This is a genomic window from Microbacterium sp. NPDC064942 (genome assembly GCF_049545525.1).
Lineage (GTDB): Bacteria > Actinomycetota > Actinomycetes > Actinomycetales > Microbacteriaceae > Microbacterium > Microbacterium gawkjiense.
The window spans coordinates 367,298-383,867 of sequence record NZ_JBMWDR010000001.1; the positions used below are offsets into that span (position 1 = coordinate 367,298).

A 16,570-nucleotide genomic window follows, 5' to 3' on the forward strand; every position below is an offset into this window, starting at 1 on the left:
CGGCGAGAAGCCCGCCACGGACCGCTCCGCGAGTTGCCTCTCTGGCTCGTCATTCGCGAAGTGCCCCGTACATCTGTGCCCGACACTGAGTGCCGACGAGCCAGCATCCTGCCAGCAGGGATGCGGAGGCGCCGGAGGACAGCTTGGCTGAAGAGTTCCACCCGTCGAACGAGATTTCTGAGGCGTCGACGGCCCCCCGCAAAGGTCGTCTGAGCCGCCGCGTCGCCGCGAAAGCGCCCGCGACCCGTTCGACCGCCACCCGCCCGCACCCCGTCCGCAGCTTCGTGACCGTCGCCGCCGTCGCCGGCATGGTCGCCACCGTGGCCATCCCCGCCTTCGCGGCGGCCGACCGCGGTGACGTCGCCGAGGCGCGCACGCTGCAGCAGATCTCCGCCGACGACGCGCAGTCGCTCGTCGTCGCCTCGGAGGGCAGCCCCGAGACGCTCGAGCGCGGCGGCTACTCCGCCACGACGCCCGAGGAGATCGCGGCCGCCAAGGCGAAGAAGGCAGCGGAAGAGGCGGCCAAGGCTGCTCTCGCCGCGCGCCTCGCCGCGGCATCCAGCGCGTCGAGCTCCAGCTCGCGGTCGTCGAGCTTCTCGTCCTCGGTGCCGCTCGTCGCTCCGGGATCGGGCACCGTACGTCGCCCGCTCGCTAACTTCAACAACTTCGGCCGTCCGTACGCCGGTCACAAGGGAACCGACTACATGGTCGGTCGCGGCGAGCCGATCTACTCGGTCGCCGACGGCACCGTGGTCGCCTCGTCCGAGTCCGGACCGGGGTGGGGTGTGTACGTGAAGATCGCCCACAACATCGGCGGCACGAGCGTCACCTCGCTCTACTCGCACATGGACTGGGGCACGCGTCGCGTCTCGGTCGGTGAGAAGGTCTCGGCCGGGCAGCTGATCGGTCAGGTCGGCGACACCGGCCGCGCCAACGGCACCCAAGTGCACCTCGAGATCCGCGTGAACGGCGGATACACGAACGCCGAGTCCTGGCTGCAGGCCAACGCGGGCTGACGACACACGGCATCCGTTCGTCTGCTGTTCGCCCTCGGGTATCCCTGGGTGTATTACCCTGACCCCGACGCTCGTTCGAGCCGAGGGGAGCCGCATGGACATCCAACCCCGCATTCGCAACCGGAATGCGCTAGGTCGGCATGTGCTGCGGCATCGAGTGCACGATTGCCACGACGTCGGTCGTGCGATGAAGGCGCTGTCATCATGACAGCGCCTTTTTTCGTGCCCGCACCCCTCTCGACCCGTGCCGCGTCGACACAACGGAAGGCCGCTGAAGCCGTCACGGCAGTTCGAGAGGACACCCCATGCGCACCCTGGTGCTGAACGCAGGTTACGAACCCCTGGCCGTCGTCTCCTTCAAACGAGCGCTCGTGCTCGTCATGACGGAGAAGGCCACCATCATCGAGCGCGTCGAGGAGGATCCCGTCTGGGGGACCCGCGACGTGTACGACCGCCCCGCCGTCATCGTGCTGACCCGCTACGTGCGGATCCCCGCCGGGCGTCGCGTGCCCGTCACGCGCCGCGGGGTGCTGCGGCGCGACGGCAACCGGTGCGCCTACTGCGGCAGGAGTGCAACGACGATCGACCACGTGCTGCCGCGGTCGCGCGGGGGAGCGGACTCGTGGGAGAACCTCGTCGCCGCGTGCCTGCGGTGCAACAACGTGAAGGGCGACCGGACTCCCCAGGAGATGCACTGGGAGCTGCGGTGGACGCCATCGGCCCCGCGCGGCGCCGGCTGGCGCGTGCGCGGCACGGAGCGCACCGACCCCGCGTGGGAGCCGTACCTGGCGCTCGCCGCGTAGGCGGTTCGGTCGGAATACTCGTGGACGGGTCGCGTTGGGCCGTATATACCCCGGGTCGGCGGCCCGCGCCTGCTCGAGGAGATCGGAGCGAGCGAGGTGGATGCCGCCGAGGCGTGGCGCGCGGACGGGGCGATCATCCTGCACGTCGTCCGGGACGGCGCGGTCGTGGGCGGACTGAAGCTCGCGGACGAGGTGCGGCCCGAGTCGCGGGAGGCCGTCGATGCTCTGCATCGTCTGGGCGTGCAGGTCGTCATGATCACCGGCGACGCCGAGGCGGTCGCGCGGTCGGTCGGGGACGAGCTCGGGATCGACCGGGTGTTCGCGCAGGTGCGCCCCGAGGACAAGTCCGATGCGGTCGCCGCCCTGCAGGCGGAGGGGCGCACGGTCGCGATGGTCGGCGACGGGGTCAACGACGCACCGGCGCTGGCCCGCGCGGATGTCGGGATCGCGATCGGGGCCGGCACCGACGTCGCGATCGCCTCGGCGGGTGTCGTGCTGGCGGGATCCGATCCGCGCAGTGTCGTCTCGGTGATCGCGCTGTCGCGCCGGTCGTACCGCAAGATGCAGCAGATCCTGTGGTGGGCGGCCGGCTACAACCTGCTGTCGGTGCCGCTCGCGGCGGGCGTACTGGCACCGGTCGGGTTCGTGCTGCCGATGTCGGTCGGCGCGATCCTCATGTCGCTGTCCACGGTCGTCGTCGCGCTCAACGCGCAACTGCTGCGACGGATGGACCTGCGGCCGGAGGTCAGCGTCCGCGAGGTGTGAGGCGGCGGTAGGAGCGATGTCCGTGGCCGTGCGTATCTTCGAACTCGACCGCTTGAGTCACTCGAACAAAGCTTCTACCATGTCGAGGTGAGATCCATCGTGCGAAACACCGCCACTGCCCAAGAGGTGCAGCGGCTGCGTGCGCAGATGGCCGCGATCCAGGGGCGCAAGCTCGATGCGCCGCCCCTTCCCACCCATCCTGCACTGGCCGAGCTGCTGCCGGGCGGGGGACTGCGCCCCGGTTCGTCGTATGCGATCGGCGGTTCGATGTCGCTGCTGTTCGGTCTGCTCGCGCAGCCGTCGCAGACCGGCAGCTGGTGCGGAGTCGTCGGGATGCCGGGGTTCGGCGCCGAGGCCGCGGAGAAGGCGGGCGTCGACCTCTCGCACCTCGTGCTGATCCCCGAGCCGGGGCCGCGCTGGCTCGCGGTGACGGCGACGATCGCGGACGTGCTGCCGGTCGTCGCGGTGCGCCCACCGAGCAGAGCGAAGGATGCCGAGATCTCACGTCTCGCGGCCCGCATGCGCGAGCGGGGGGTCGTGCTGCTCGTGCAGGGGCCGTGGCCGCAGACCGAGGCGATGATCGACGTGACGGATGCCCGGTGGTCGGGGCTCGGCGACGGGTACGGCGTGCTCGAGGGGCGCGAACTGACCGTCACGGTGACGAGCCGGCGCTTTCCGGTGCCGCGGTCGTCGCGGATGCTGCTACCCGCCCCCGACGGCGCGATCGCGGTGCGCGAGCAGCCCGTCGCCCCCGTGGTCGACCTGCCGATGCGGGCGGTGAGCTGATGGATCCTGCGCTCGTCGACACCGGCACCGAGCCGGTCCGGAGCCTCGTCGTGTGGGTGCCGGACTGGCCGGTCGTCGCGCTCGCCCGCGAGGGGCTCGCCGAGCCCGGCCAGCCGATCGGGGTGTTCGCGAAGGGGATGGTCGCGGCGACGTCGCCCGCTGCACGCGCCGACGGGGTGCGGCGGGGGATGCGGCGCCGCGACGCGCAGGCGCGGTGTCCGCAGTTGCAGGTGGTCGACGCCGACGAGGCGCGCGACCACCGTACGTTCGCGCCGCTCATCGCCCGGCTCGAGGAGATCGCGCCGGGGGTGCAGCTGCGCGAACCGGGGCTGTGCGCGCTGCGGGTGAAGGGTCCGGCCCGCTTCTACGGCGGCGAGGCGGGCGCGGCGACGGCGCTGACCGGCGCGCTCGCCGAGCTCGGCGTGCTCGACGTGCGTGCGGGCGTGGGCGACGGTCCGTTCACGGCGGAGCAGGCGGCGCGGGCGACCGGCGCCGACGCTCCGCTGCGGATCGTGCCGCCGGGCGCGGCGGCCGCGTTCCTGTCACCGCTGCCGGTGTCGGCGCTCGAGGACGAGGGCATCGCGAGCCTGTTCGCGCGTCTCGGCATCCACACCCTCGGTCAACTCGCCGCGCTGCCGCCGCAACGGCTCGTCGAACGGCTCGGTCCCCGTGGGGCGCGGCTGCACGCGCTCGCGTCGGGGCTCGACTCGCAGCCGGTGCAGCCGCGCACGCCGCCGCCCGAGCTCGAGCGCGAGGTGAGCTTCGAGCCGCCGCTCGAGATCGCCGACCAGGTCGCGTTCGGCATCCGGCTCGCCGCGGAGCAGTTCATCTCGGGACTCGGCGCCGTCGACCTCGTCTGCACCGAGCTGAGGGTCGCGCTGACGGGCGACCGCGGCGATCACAGCGAGCGGGTGTGGCTGCATCCGGGCGCGTTCGATGCGGCGGCCGTCGTCGACCGGGTGCGCTGGCAGCTCGCCGAGCGGGGGCTCAAGAGCGCCGTCGCGAAGGTGCGGATCGCGCCCGAGAAGGTGGATGCGGCATCCCATCACGTGAAGGGGCTGTTCGGCTCGGGTCCCGAAGAGCGTGTGCACTCGGCGCTCTCGCGCGTGCAGGCGATGCTCGGGCACACCGGCGTCGTCACCCCGCAGGTCGGCGGCGGGCGCTGGCTCGCCGAGCGGCAGGTGCTCGTGCCGTGGGGGGACCGGGCGGTCATCGCCGAGCGGGCACGGCCGTGGCCGGGGAGCCTGCCCGATCCGCTGCCGGCGACGGTGTTCCCCGAGCCGGTGCCGGTCGCCGTCATCGACCGCGACGACGACATGGTCGCCGTCGACGGCCGCGGCGAGCTGACGGCCGAACCGGTCGCGTTGATCCTTCCCGGAGCGCCGGACGCGTCGGGGGCGCGCAGGCCCCGGCATCCGCGTCGCATCGCCTCGTGGGCGGGACCGTGGCCCGTCATGGAGCGGGGGTGGGATGCCGCCCGCGCCCGTCGCGCGCACCGGTTCCAGATCGTCGACGAGGCGCAGACGGCCTGGCTGCTCGTGTGCGAAGAGGGTGTCTGGCACGCCGAGGGCAGGTACGACTGATGGGCTGGGGCAACAACCCGTCGGTGTCATGGTCGGAGATGGAGCGGATCCTCAGCGACCGGCGCCGGCCCGAGGGCGCACCGGCGGGCACCGACGGCGGCGACAGTCCGGCGTGGTCGCACAAGCGAGGGAAGTACCGCGCGCCCGAGATCGAGCGGCCGCGGAATGCCGTGCCGTACGCCGAGCTGCACGCGCACTCGTCGTTCTCGTTCCTCGACGGGGCGTCCTCACCCGAGGACCTCGTCGAAGAGGCGGAACGGCTCGGCCTGCACGCCCTCGCGATCACCGACCACGACGGGTTCTACGGCATCGTCCGCTTCGCCGAGGCGGCCGAGCACCTGCAGCTGCAGACCGTGTTCGGTGCCGAGCTGTCGCTGGGGCTGCCCGGTCCGCAGAACGGCGAGCCCGATCCGCACGGCACGCACCTGCTGGTGCTCGCTCGGGGCGAAGAGGGGTACCACCGGCTCGCCGCCGCCATCACGCACGCGCAGCTGTCGGGAGGTGAGAAGGGGCGTCCGGTGTACGACCTGCACGACCTCGCCGACCGGGCGGGCGGGCACTGGCAGGTGTTGACCGGATGCCGCAAGGGCGCCGTCCGGCAGGCGCTCGCCGCCGACGGGCCGGCCGCCGCGGCGTACGAGCTCGATCGGCTCGTCGACCTGTTCGGGCCCGAGCGGGTCGACGTCGAGCTCATCGACCAGGGGGCGCCGACGGACTCGCGCGACAACGACGTGCTCGCCGCCCTCGCCGCCGAGCGCGGGCTGCCGGTCGTCGCGACGAACAACGTGCACTACGCCGTGCCCGAGAAAGTGCACCTCGCGGCGGCGGTCGCGGCGGTGCGGGCGAACCGCGGGCTCGACGAGCTCGACGGCTGGCTGCCCTCGCACGCGAGCGCGCACCTGCGCTCGGGAGCCGAGATGGCGCGGCGGTTCCGGCGGTATCCGGGGGCGGTCGAGCGCACCGTCGAGCTCGCCGACGCGCTCGCGTTCCCGCTGCGGCGCGCCAAGCCGGCGCTGCCGAAGATGCAGGTGCCCGAGGGGCACACGCCGATGACGTGGTTGCGGCACCTCGTATGGGAGGCGGTTCCCCGCAAGTACCCGGATGCCACCGACGCGAACCGTGCGCGCATCGAGAAGGAACTCGGCGTCATCGAGCAGAAGGACTTCCCGGGGTACTTCCTCATCGTGCACGGCATCGTGCAAGAGGCGCGGCGTCGCGGCATCCTGTGTCAAGGACGGGGGTCCGCCGCGAACAGTGCCGTCTGCTACCTGCTCGACATCACGGCGATCGACTCGATCTTCTACGATCTGCCGTTCGAACGGTTCCTGTCGGCGCTGCGCGACGAGGAGCCCGACATCGACGTCGACTTCGACTCGGATCGGCGCGAGGAGATCATCCAGTGGGTCTACGAGACGTACGGGCGCGAGCGGGCGGCGCAGGTCGCGAACGTCATCCAGTACCGGCCGAAGAACGCGGTCCGCGACATGGCGAAGGCGCTGGGGCATTCGCCCGGCCAGCAGGATGCCTGGTCGAAGCAGGTCGAGCGCTGGGGGGCAGTGCTCGACACCCCGCCCGACCATGACATCCCGGAGCGGGTGATCGAGTATGCGGGGGAGCTGTTGAAGGCGCCGCGGCATCTCGGCATCCACTCGGGCGGGATGGTGCTGACGGATCGTCCGGTCGGTGAGGTCGTGCCGATCGAACACGCGCGCATGGAGAACCGCACCGTCATCCAGTGGGACAAAGACGACGCCGCGTGGATGGGGCTCGTGAAGTTCGACCTGCTGGGGCTCGGGATGCTCGCCGCCCTGCAGTACTGCTTCGACATGATCGCGGCGGCGACGGGGGAGACGTGGTCGTTGGATTCGATGCCGAAGGAGGAAGCGGCGGTCTACGACATGCTGTGCCGCGCCGACTCGATCGGGGTGTTCCAGGTCGAGTCCCGCGCGCAGATGGGGCTGTTGCCCCGCCTGCAGCCGCGGAAGTTCTACGACCTCGTGGTCGAGATCGCGCTCATCCGTCCGGGACCGATCCAGGGTGGCGCGGTGCACCCGTTCGTGCGGCGCAAGCTCGGCGACGAGCCGATCACCTACGCGCACCCGAAGCTGAAGCCTGTGCTGGAGCGGACGCTCGGCATCCCGGTGTTCCAGGAGCAGCTCATGCAGATGGGCATGGCCGTCGGCGATCTGTCGGGCGAGGACGCCGACCTGCTGCGCCGTGCGATGGGATCCAAGCGCGGGATCGAGCGGATCGACTCGCTGAAGAAGAAGCTGTACGAGGGGATGGCGCGCAACGGCCTGACCGGCAAGGCCGCCGACGACATCTACGTGAAGATCCAGGCGTTCGCGAACTTCGGGTTCGCCGAGAGCCACTCGCTGTCGTTCGGGCTGCTCGTGTACGCGTCGTCGTGGCTGAAGCTGCACTATCCGGCGGCGTTCCTCGCCGCACTCCTGCGCGCGCAGCCGATGGGCTTCTACTCGCCCGCGACCCTCACCGCCGACGCGCGGCGGCACGGGGTGGAGGTGCGGCGCCCGGATCTGCACGCGTCGGGGGTAGACGCGGGGCTCGAGCCGGTGGACGGGGACGAGGCTGGAGCGGAGGTCGGCCGTCGCGCGGGGACCGGCCTTGCCGCGGGGGTCGGCCTTGCCGCGGAGGTCGGCCGTGCCGCGGAGATCGGCCGTCACGCGGAGATCGGCCGTCACGAGGACGTTTCGGGCGGGATTCCTCCTCGGGAGCGCAGATCTCCGCTCGGAGGCCGGGATGCCGAAGGGCGGGATGCCGAGCACCGCCGCCCGCCGACGGGCCGGGACTCGTGCACCGACCGCATCCAGCCGCCGGTGCCGGAGTTCGACCGGTCGCTGCCGGACGAATCGGCGGCGCATCGGCGGGACGGCAACTTCGCGGTGCGGCTGGGGCTCGCCTCGATCACGGGCATCGGCGTGCCGTTGGCGACGAAGATCGTCGCGGAGCGGGAGGCATCCGGTCCGTACCGGGACCTGCGTGACCTTGTGCGTCGCACCGGCGCGACGGCGGCGCAGCTCGAGGCGCTCGCGACGGCGGGCGCGTTCGAAAGCCTCGGGATCACGCGGCGCGAGGGCATCTGGCTGGCGGGGGATGCCGCGCAGGACCGGCAGGAGTTCCTCGAGGGATCGCTCGTGTCGGTGCAGCCGCCGCTGTTCCCCGACCAGTCGAGCTACGACGTGCTCGCCGCGGACCTGTGGGCGACGGGCGTGTCGGCCGACGACCATCCGCTGACCCACTACCGGTCGCAGCTCGACGCGCGCGGGGTGATCACCTCACGCGGCATGCGCGAGCACGAGGTCGGGCGGCGCATCGAGGTCGCCGGTCTGGTGACGCACCGGCAGCGGCCGGCGACGGCATCCGGCATCACCTTCCTCAACCTCGAGGACGAGCACGGCGTCATGAACGTGATCTGCTCGGTCGGGGTGTGGAACAGGTACCGCCGCATCCTGCGCGACAGTCCCGCCCTCATCGCCCGCGGCATGCTCGAGCGCTCACCCGAGGGCGTGACGAACCTCGTCGCCGACGCGTTCGAGGACCTGCGGGTCGGGGTGCAGCACCGGTCGCGGGACTTCCGCTGAGCCCTGCCCGGTGCCCGCCGGTCGCCCGCCCAACACGCGCGTCGCGCCCGTCGCCCGCCCAACGCGCGCGTCGCGCGCATCGCCCGCCCAACGCGCGCGTCGCGCATCCGCCGAATCACCATCCGCGTGCCGAGACACCACCCGAATGCGCGGATTCGGGGGGTGATTCGGCGCGCGAGTGGTGACTCGGCGAGGGGGCTAGCGGGACAGCAGCTCGGCCCGGATTCGCTCCGCCACCGCCTCGCGGAGCGGGCGGACCGCGTCGACCTCCCACGACTCGGGATTCGGGAAGGACCACTCCAGGACTTCTCCCCGCGGATCGGCCGGCAGCGTCAGGCCGGGCTTCATGAGGACGACGACGTCGGCCTCGTCGAGGTCGGTGGGTGTGACCGACCGCGGCACGCGCGCCGAGATGTCGACGCCGATTTCGGCGAGCGAGGCGGCGACGGCGTCGTTCACTTCGTCGGCGGGGGAGAGTCCCGCCGAGGTCGCAGCGAACCTGTCGTCGGCGAGTGTCTCGAGGAGGGCGGCGCCGAGCTGGGATCGTCCGGCGTTGTGCTGGCAGATGAACAGGACGGTGGGGATGCGGGTGTCGCTCATGGTGTCTTTCGGGTCGGGTCAGCTCGCGGCGAGCCGGGGGGCGAGTTCGGCGATGCGCCGCTCGAGTTCGTCGTAGGCGTGGTCGAAGGCGTCGTCCGTCCCGATGCGCACGGGGTCGGGGATGGACCAGTGGAGGTCGCCCGGGACCTGGAGCTCTTCGTGCGCGTTGTCGCACACGGTGATGACGAAGTCCGAGTCCCCGAGGACGGCGTCGAGGGCCTGCGGGGGAGCGTCTCCCAGCGGGAGGTCGTGCCGCTCGGCGGCCGACACCGCCCCGGGAGCGATGTGCTCGGCAGGATGCGTGCCGCCCGACGCCGCCGGGATGCTGCTGCGCGCCGTCCAGATGGCCGCGGCGAGCTGCGAGCGGGCCGAGTTCGCGGTGCACACGAACACGACTCTGCGCGCGCGAGCGGTGCGTCCGGGCGTCAGGTCGGCAAGTGCCGTCTCGGTCAGCCGGACGTAATTGCGGCGGCGGTCGCCCTCCGAGCGTGAGCGCGTCACCATCCCGACCGACTCGAGCGCGCGCAGGTGGTGCGCCACGAGGTTGGACGGCATCCCTAGCGCGACGGCGATCTCGGTCGGCGACAGATCGCTCAGCGTCAGCAGATCGACGATGCGCAGGCGCGACGGGTCTCCCAGCGCGGCGTGGCGAGCCGCCCGGTGCACCAAATCTTGCTCAGCGTTCATTGACTCAATATTGACTGAATCATCCATCTCGGTCAAGATGAGGACGTCATGGAAGCCCCCTCATCGCTGCACCGCCGTCCCGCTCTGCCGCGACGACTCCTCGCGGAGTTCCTCGACACCGCTCTGCTCGTCGCCGTCGTCGTCGGGTCGGGTGTCGCGGCGCAGCGTCTCTCGCCCGACGACGTCGGCCTGCAGCTGCTCGAGAACAGCCTCACGACCGCTCTGGCTCTCGCTGTCCTGATCCTCATGCTCGGTCCGGTGTCGGGTGCGCATTTCAACCCGGTCGTCAGCCTCGCCGACTGGTTCGTCGGGCGTCGCTCGCGCACCGGGCGTCGGCGGCACGCTCCTCGCGAGCGTCATGTTCGATGCCGCTCCCGCCTTCTCGGGCAACGAGCGGGCCACGGGTGGGCATCTCGTGGCGGAGGTGGTCGCCACGGCCGGACTCGTGCTGCTCATCTTCGCGCTCGCGCGGACGTCGACCCCTGCGGTGATGGCGGCGGCCGTCGGCGCCTACATCGGCGCCGCCTACTGGTTCACGAGCTCCACCTCGTTCGCCAACCCCGCCGTGACCGTGGCGCGTATGTTCACCGACACGTTCGCCGGGATCGCCCCGGCATCCGTCGCTCCGTTCGTGCTCGCGCAGGTGGTCGGCGCCGCCGTCGGTGTCGGCCTGCTGCTCGCGCTCTACCCGTCCGCCCGTGACGCCGCGGGCGACGTCGTCGTCCCCACCCGACCCGAGACCACCCCCTGAGAGGCATCCCATGCACCTTGTCGCCATCGGAGGAAGCGACGCCGGTATCTCCACCGCGCTGCGCGCCCGCGAACTCGACCCCTCCGTCGAGGTGACCGTCGTCGTCGCCGACGCCTACCCGAACTTCTCGATCTGCGGCATCCCATACTACTTCTCAAGGGAGGTGCAGCCGTGGCAGTCCCTCGCGCACCGCACCCACGCCGACCTCGAGGCCACGGGCATGAACCTGCGGCTCGACACTCTCGCCACCGCGATCGACGTCGACGGGCGCCGGCTCACGGTGCGCGATGCCGACGGCACCGAGTCCGCGATCCCGTACGACGCCCTCATGGTGGGAACGGGGGCCTCGCCGTCGACGGCAGGTATCGCCGGGCTCGAGGAGCTCGGGCCGGAGGACGGGGTGCACCTGCTCCACTCCATGGGCGACACGTTCGCTCTCGAGCGCTACCTCGACGAGCACGAGCCCGAGTCGGCGATGATCGTCGGCGCGGGCTACGTCGGGCTCGAGATGGCCGAGGCGTTGACCGCCCGAGGGCTGAGGGTCACCCAGCTGCAGCGCGGGCCCGAGGTGCTCTCGACGCTCGACCCTGAACTCGGTGCCCTCGTGCGCGACGAGCTGACGCGCCACGGCGTCGACGTGCACACCGACACGCGCATCGAGGCCGTGCACCGGGACGGGACGCGCCTCTCGGTGACCGGCTCGCGACACGGCGCGCCGGTGAGCCACGCCGCCGACCTCGTGCTCGTGGTCGTGGGGGTCCGGCCGAACACCGACCTGCTGACGAATGCGGGTGCGACGACCGGTGCGGGCGGCGCGGTCGTCGTCGACGAGCGGATGCGGACCGGCCTGCCGCACGTCTGGGCGGCCGGCGACGGGGTCGTGACGCACCACCGGCTGCTCGGCGTGACCTACCTTCCGCTCGGAACCACCTCGCACAAACAGGGGCGCGTCGCGGGCGAGAACGCGATCGGCGGTGACGCGAGGTTCGCGGGCAGCCTCGGCACCCAGGTCGTGAAGGTGTTCGACCTCGTCGCGGCACGGACGGGACTGCGGGATGCCGAGGCGTCCGTCGCAGGGTATCGGCCGCTCAGCCACACCGCCGTCGCGGACGATCACAAGCGGTACTACCCCGGCGCCACGCCCATCAGCATGCGGATCACCGGCGACGAGCGCGACGGTCGCCTGCTCGGTGCGCAGCTGGTCGGGACGCGCGGAGCCGAGATCTCCAAGCGCGTCGACACGTACGCGACCGCGCTGCATCACGGGATGAGCGTCGCGGCGATGAGCGAGCTCGACCTGTCCTACACGCCGCCGCTCGGGTCGCCGTGGGACGCCGTGCAGATGGCCACCCAGGCCTGGGAGGCCCGGGCGCGCGCCGCGCTCGCCGTCTGACCCGGCCGCGAGGCGCGCGTGCGCGCGAGGGCCCCGGCGGTCCGGGCTTCCGCCGCCGAATCACCACCCGCGTGCCGAATCACCACACGATGGCGCACAGTCGAGTGGTGATTCGGCAGCGGGGTGGTGACTCGGCGACGAGGAGGGCAGCGCGGTGCGCTTCGGCGAGGAGGAGGGCAGCCCGGTGCGCTTCGGCGAGGGGGAGGGCAACCCGGCGCAGCTCAGCGAGTCGCCGCGCGCCGCCGTCGCACCGCGTCCACCGCGACATCGATCACGACGAAGGCTGCGAGCGTCAGCCGACGAGCGGCAGCGCGAGCCCGATGAGCACCCCACCGACGACGACGGCGGTGACGCCCCACCAGGGGGCGCCGTCGAGCACACCGCGACGGGGAGGCATCCCGACCCGTGCGGTCTTCGTCGGGCGGCGCTTCACCCACATGACGTAGCCGAGCACGACCATGCCGGCGATGCCGACGGCCAGCAGCAGCATGACGACCTGGTTGGCGAGGCCGAACATCGTGCCCGTGTGGAAGAGCAGCTGACTCGCGGACACGGCGACGGCGAGCCGGACGAGCGACAGGTGGCGTCCCGCGAGGGCGGTGCAGAAAGCGAACGAGAGCACGAGCGGCACCGCGACACCGAGCCAGCCCGGCATCGCGCCGCCGGCGGCGACGTGCGAGAGCAGTGCGGCCCACGTGGCGAGGGATGCGGCGACTCCGCCGCGAGCGACGCGGGAGAGACGGGAGGGGCGCACGCGTCCACCATCTCAAGAGTGTTCCCGCCGAGATTGCAACCCCTGGGATCGCGTCGTCCCGCGCCCGTACCGTGAGGGGACGATCGAGGGTCGGAGGCCACCATGTCGAACCAGGCACAACGGAACGCAGCGATGCAGCGGAAGCAGATGGGATCGGGCGCGTTCATCGCGATCTTCATCAGCCTCGTGTTCCTCGTCGTCGCGGCGGGCTTCGCGATCCTCGGGGTGCTGTTCATCACCAACCCGATGCCCGTGATCGTGCTGGGTGTCCTGATGCTGATCGGAGCCGTCGTGCTCCTCGCGACGAGCGGCGCCTGCATCGTCGCGAGTGTGCAGGCGATCGCCCGCCCGGCGAAGGCGAAAGCGCGCGTCGACCGCATGGCGTGACGAGCTGACGCCGATCGGTGCGAGGATCGGCGGATGCTGGCTGACGTGCTCGAGTTCCTCGGCGAGGCGGTCGTGGGAGTGCGCGAGGCTCTCCGGGGACCGCGCTTCATCCACGGTCGCTTCCGGTTGATCGACGGCGCGGCGGACGGGATGGCGCGCGGCGAGGAGATCTTGGCGGAAGCGATCGTCGATCACCGCACCATCACGCTCGGTGAGCTCGAGCTGACGGGCGTCGCGGTCTCATCGCAGGCGCTCCGGATCTCGTATCTCGACGACATCGACCAGCGCGCGCAGGTGGTGCGCGTCGAGTTCGACGGCGGCGCCGGGGAGTGGACGATCCCGGCATCCGTGGATCTGCGGAGACTCCGCAAGCGCATCGGCGCCTCGTTCTGACCCCGGCCCTGACGCACGAGAGCCCCGAACCGATCGGTCCGGGGCTCTCGGGAAGTTCTGGCTCAGACGGCCTGCGCGAGGGCGAAGCCGACGGCGCCGTCCTCTTGCACGCGGGCGTCGAGGATGCGGTCGTCGAGCGCGACCGCGGCGGCCGGGTCGACGAACACGCGGGCGCCGTCGCTCTCGACGACGGTGTCGCCCTCGGCGGGAGCCGGGGCGAGGGAGAGGGCGTACCCGTTCTGCGGGTCGGCGGCCTCGGCGATACGGAGTCCACCGGTCTCGGTGGGGATCTGCGAGGCGAGGTTCTTGACGGCGCTGCTGGCGTTCTCGGTGAGAGTGAGCATGATGCTCCCTTCCGTGGATTGCGGGCGTGAGCCGGCCACGATTCCGAGAATCGGCTCGTCCTGCAACCGCTGACACACCTTGCCCCGGCACTCACACGGTTTACGGAGGTTCGCGGGATCATCCGCTCGACGTACGCGGATCATCACGCGGGCCGATCCCCCGCGGCGGGCCAGCGGCTTGGCTGGAGTCATGTCCCACCTCACTGCGTCCTCGTCGTCCCGTCGTCTTCGTCTCGCCGCCGCTGCTGGCCTCGTCGCACCGCTCCTCGCCCTGACTCTCGCCGCCTGCAACCCGATGGACGTGCTCGAGAAGGTGCACTCCGAGGAGTTCGACGACCGCGCGGCCGCTGAGAAGGGCTGGGTCGGGGTCGCCATGCCGGAGTGGATCCCGGCGGATGCCACGAAGATCAAGAACACCGCCACGAACAACGAGACCAACTCCGTCATCGCCGTCGAGGGCGGCAGCGCTCCGGAGGGCTGCGAGAAGAAGGAGCGTCTGGCGCTGCCGTTCGATGACCGTTACGGCGAGCTCGGCGAGCCGCTGCCGACGGAGGTGTTCGCATGCGAGCCGTACGAGGTTGTGCAGACCGAGACGGGGTGGCTCGGCTGGTTCAACGCGCGCGAGGAGATTCAGACCCCCGACGACCTCCGGTGAGACACTGGAGCCTCGATCTCTCGGGGAGGCAACGATGGCGCGGATGAGGATGCCGGTGGCCGGCGCGTGTACCGGTGCGCTCGCCGCCGTCGCGGTGCTGCTGCTCGCGGGGTGCGCCCCCGAGCCCGTGCCGACACCCACGGCATCCGTGTCGTCTCCGGCGCCGACCGCGTCTGCGCCGTCCCCGTCGGCCACGCCCTCCGCATCGCCGTCGCCGAGCGCGAGCCCGACGCCGAACGGTCCGCCGGCGACGCGTCCCGTCGAGCCGCCGACCGGCACCGACCCGGATGCCGCGGGTATGACCGGCGCGCAGGCCGGGCAGCTCTGCGCCGCCGAGCAGCGGAACGGGCTGGGCGCGGGCGACACGCAGGTCGGGGATCCGACGGTGTACGAGCGGACGATCGACCCGCAGTGGTACGTGACGATCCTCGCCGAGAATGAGTTCGGGCAGTACTACCAGGAGTGCGTCCTCGGGGGCTCCGCCGACGACCCGGAGTGGTCGGTCGTGCAGCAGACGCCGAAGGATCAGCTCACGAAAGCGCATATAGAGCACATGCGCACCGAGAACGAGGGGTTCGACGAGGACCGCTGACCGCCGGATACGGTGAGGCATGGCCATCACCGTTTTTCCGCCGCGCGACTTCGCCCTCGACGGGCAGCGCTGCCGCGTGCACGTGTACGACGTCGTCACGGGCACGGATCGCATCGTGTTCGAGACCGACGAGATCCTGCTCGAGGCGCCGAACTGGGCGCCGGAGGGTCTGCTGCTGAACGGCGCGGGAAAGCTGTGGTCGCTCGAAGCGGATGCCGACGCCGGCGACCTCAGCGAAGTGCCGCTCACCGGCATCCCACCGATCAACAACGACCATGTGCTGGTGCCGGGGACGGCCGACATCCTGCTGTCGGCCAACGACGGCCAGATCTACCGCGCGCCGCGCGCCGGGGGACAGGGCGTGCGGATCACGGACCCGGACGACCCGTTCATGCACTTCCTTCACGGGGTGAGCCCGGATGCCGCGTGGATCGCGTACACGGCGCTGTCGATCGACGACGGGCGAGTGCTGTCGGCCGACCTGCGCACGGCCCGGATCGACGGGGCGGATGATGAGGCGCTCACGACGGGCGAGGTCGCCGACGGCAGCGAGTGGGCGCCCGACGGGTCGTGGATCTACCTGAACACCGAGCAGTTCTCCGAGACGCCCGGGCACGCCCAGATCGCGCGGATGCACCGCGACCGGTCGCAGCTCGAGCAGCTGACGTTCGACGACCGCGTGAACTGGTTCCCGCACCCGTCGCCGACGGGCCGGGATGCGGTCTACATCAGCTTCCCGCCGGGGACGCAGGGGCATCCGGCCGATCTCGAGGTCGAGCTGCGCCTCGTTCGGAACGGTCACTGGCGGCATCCCGAGACCGTCGCGACGGTCTTCGGCGGGCAGGGGACGATCAACGTGAACAGCTGGACCCCGGACGGGTCGCGGTTCGCGTACGTCGACTATCCGGTGGGGTGAGGCGGCGTCAGCAGTCGACCTCGGGGACGGGCTGGTCGTCGAAGGTGACCACCGAGCGACCGTCGAGCGGTCCGTCGAGTTGCGCGACCAGGGTCGTAGGGCGGGCGATTGCCGGGTACGAGCCCGAGCCCGTGAGATAGACCGAGAGGAAGACCCGCCCGAGGGTTGCGGACTGACGTGCCTCGGCGGACTCGACTCCGTCCCCGGACTCGTAGGTGATGGTGATCAGCTCGGGGTCGTCGGAGCACATCGCGTAGCCGATGGCCGGAACCGCCTGCTCCCAGGCGGGTGCGCATGCCGAGAGCAGCAAGGTCGTGGTCGCGATGAGGATCGCGAGAGCTCGACGAAACGACGCGTGGGGTCGTGCGGCAGGACTCACACGCGCACGCTATCGGCCGGTGCGACTGCATTGCTAGGACGAGGTCTTCGTCGCGGCCGAGTACGACCGGCTGCAGGGGCTGGGTGTCGAGTTCACGCAGGCGCCGATCGATCACGGGCCGGTCGTGACCGCGGTGTTCAGCGACACCGTCGGCAACCTGCTGC

Annotated in this window: 16 protein-coding genes and 2 pseudogenes; 13 read left to right on the forward strand and 5 right to left on the reverse strand. The window is 71.4% G+C overall.

The window, feature by feature from the left end:
* Window positions 1-143 precede the first annotated feature (143 nt).
* The 6 genes and pseudogenes from ACPEH2_RS01755 to ACPEH2_RS01780 all read left to right on the forward strand — a co-directional run bounded on the left by ACPEH2_RS01755 (window position 144) and on the right by ACPEH2_RS01780 (window position 8,555).
* Window positions 144-1,016: a M23 family metallopeptidase gene (locus ACPEH2_RS01755; protein WP_359917910.1), complete on the forward strand. Its 873-nt coding sequence runs from the start codon at window positions 144-146 to the stop codon at window positions 1,014-1,016.
* Window positions 1,017-1,321: 305 nt separating this feature from the next.
* Window positions 1,322-1,819 carry an HNH endonuclease gene (locus tag ACPEH2_RS01760; protein WP_359917908.1) on the forward strand — a complete coding sequence of 166 codons (498 nt, stop codon included), beginning with the start codon at window positions 1,322-1,324 and terminating at the stop codon, window positions 1,817-1,819.
* A gap of 51 nt (window positions 1,820-1,870) precedes the next feature.
* Window positions 1,871-2,584 (forward strand): annotated as a pseudogene (locus ACPEH2_RS01765) (HAD-IC family P-type ATPase); the annotation flags it as partial.
* A gap of 99 nt (window positions 2,585-2,683) precedes the next feature.
* The gene (locus ACPEH2_RS01770; RefSeq protein ID WP_311284457.1) at window positions 2,684-3,370 is read left to right on the forward strand and encodes a hypothetical protein; all 687 of its coding nucleotides are present in this window, start codon (window positions 2,684-2,686) and stop codon (window positions 3,368-3,370) included.
* Complete coding sequence (locus ACPEH2_RS01775) at window positions 3,370-4,953, forward strand: DNA polymerase Y family protein (protein ID WP_423718082.1); 1,584 nt, start codon at window positions 3,370-3,372, stop codon at window positions 4,951-4,953. The genes ACPEH2_RS01770 and ACPEH2_RS01775 overlap by 1 nt, the downstream gene beginning before the upstream one ends.
* The gene (locus tag ACPEH2_RS01780; protein ID WP_423718083.1) at window positions 4,953-8,555 is read left to right on the forward strand and encodes an error-prone DNA polymerase; all 3,603 of its coding nucleotides are present in this window, start codon (window positions 4,953-4,955) and stop codon (window positions 8,553-8,555) included. Before ACPEH2_RS01775 ends, ACPEH2_RS01780 begins: the two co-directional genes overlap by 1 nt.
* Window positions 8,556-8,753: 198 nt before the next feature.
* Here the strand turns inward: ACPEH2_RS01780 and ACPEH2_RS01785 are convergent, their stop codons facing one another.
* Both ACPEH2_RS01785 and ACPEH2_RS01790 read right to left on the reverse strand, forming a co-directional pair.
* Window positions 8,754-9,155, reverse strand: a complete 402-nt coding sequence (locus ACPEH2_RS01785; protein ID WP_423718084.1) for a low molecular weight phosphatase family protein — start codon at window positions 9,153-9,155, stop codon at window positions 8,754-8,756.
* 18 nt (window positions 9,156-9,173) lie between these two features.
* Window positions 9,174-9,842 carry a helix-turn-helix domain-containing protein gene (locus ACPEH2_RS01790; protein WP_311284180.1) on the reverse strand — a complete coding sequence of 223 codons (669 nt, stop codon included), beginning with the start codon at window positions 9,840-9,842 and terminating at the stop codon, window positions 9,174-9,176.
* 48 nt (window positions 9,843-9,890) lie between these two features.
* On the opposite strand from ACPEH2_RS01790, the pseudogene ACPEH2_RS01795 reads away from it, so the two are divergent.
* Both ACPEH2_RS01795 and ACPEH2_RS01800 read left to right on the forward strand, forming a co-directional pair.
* Window positions 9,891-10,593: pseudogene (locus tag ACPEH2_RS01795) on the forward strand (aquaporin).
* 10 nt (window positions 10,594-10,603) lie between these two features.
* Window positions 10,604-11,986 (forward strand): FAD-dependent oxidoreductase, encoded by a 1,383-nt coding sequence (locus ACPEH2_RS01800; RefSeq protein ID WP_217532337.1) that lies wholly within the window; start codon window positions 10,604-10,606, stop codon window positions 11,984-11,986.
* Between the two features lie 292 nt (window positions 11,987-12,278).
* Here the strand turns inward: ACPEH2_RS01800 and ACPEH2_RS01805 are convergent, their stop codons facing one another.
* Window positions 12,279-12,740, reverse strand: a complete 462-nt coding sequence (locus ACPEH2_RS01805; RefSeq protein ID WP_423718085.1) for a PepSY domain-containing protein — start codon at window positions 12,738-12,740, stop codon at window positions 12,279-12,281.
* 102 nt (window positions 12,741-12,842) lie between these two features.
* Between ACPEH2_RS01805 and ACPEH2_RS01810 the strand changes: the two genes are divergently transcribed.
* Window positions 12,843-13,127, forward strand: coding sequence for a hypothetical protein (locus ACPEH2_RS01810; RefSeq protein ID WP_064001545.1), 285 nt, complete (start codon window positions 12,843-12,845; stop codon window positions 13,125-13,127).
* Between the two features lie 33 nt (window positions 13,128-13,160).
* Window positions 13,161-13,520: a hypothetical protein gene (locus ACPEH2_RS01815; protein WP_217532341.1), complete on the forward strand. Its 360-nt coding sequence runs from the start codon at window positions 13,161-13,163 to the stop codon at window positions 13,518-13,520.
* 62 nt (window positions 13,521-13,582) lie between these two features.
* Here the strand turns inward: ACPEH2_RS01815 and ACPEH2_RS01820 are convergent, their stop codons facing one another.
* Entirely contained in the window at window positions 13,583-13,864 is a 282-nt protein-coding gene (locus tag ACPEH2_RS01820; protein ID WP_217532342.1) for a HesB/IscA family protein, read from the reverse strand.
* Window positions 13,865-14,054: 190 nt separating this feature from the next.
* Between ACPEH2_RS01820 and ACPEH2_RS01825 the strand changes: the two genes are divergently transcribed.
* The 3 genes from ACPEH2_RS01825 to ACPEH2_RS01835 are packed head-to-tail and all read left to right on the forward strand — an operon-like array spanning window position 14,055 to window position 16,027.
* Window positions 14,055-14,519 carry a hypothetical protein gene (locus ACPEH2_RS01825; protein WP_217532346.1) on the forward strand — a complete coding sequence of 155 codons (465 nt, stop codon included), beginning with the start codon at window positions 14,055-14,057 and terminating at the stop codon, window positions 14,517-14,519.
* Window positions 14,520-14,574: 55 nt separating this feature from the next.
* Complete coding sequence (locus tag ACPEH2_RS01830; protein ID WP_423718086.1) at window positions 14,575-15,111, forward strand: hypothetical protein; 537 nt, start codon at window positions 14,575-14,577, stop codon at window positions 15,109-15,111.
* A 19-nt stretch (window positions 15,112-15,130) separates the two neighbouring features.
* Window positions 15,131-16,027 (forward strand): TolB family protein, encoded by an 897-nt coding sequence (locus ACPEH2_RS01835; protein ID WP_423718087.1) that lies wholly within the window; start codon window positions 15,131-15,133, stop codon window positions 16,025-16,027.
* A 7-nt stretch (window positions 16,028-16,034) separates the two neighbouring features.
* Here ACPEH2_RS01835 and ACPEH2_RS01840 read toward each other — a convergent pair whose 3' ends face one another.
* Window positions 16,035-16,406, reverse strand: a complete 372-nt coding sequence (locus ACPEH2_RS01840) for a hypothetical protein (RefSeq protein WP_423718088.1) — start codon at window positions 16,404-16,406, stop codon at window positions 16,035-16,037.
* Window positions 16,407-16,570: the final 164 nt, after the last annotated feature.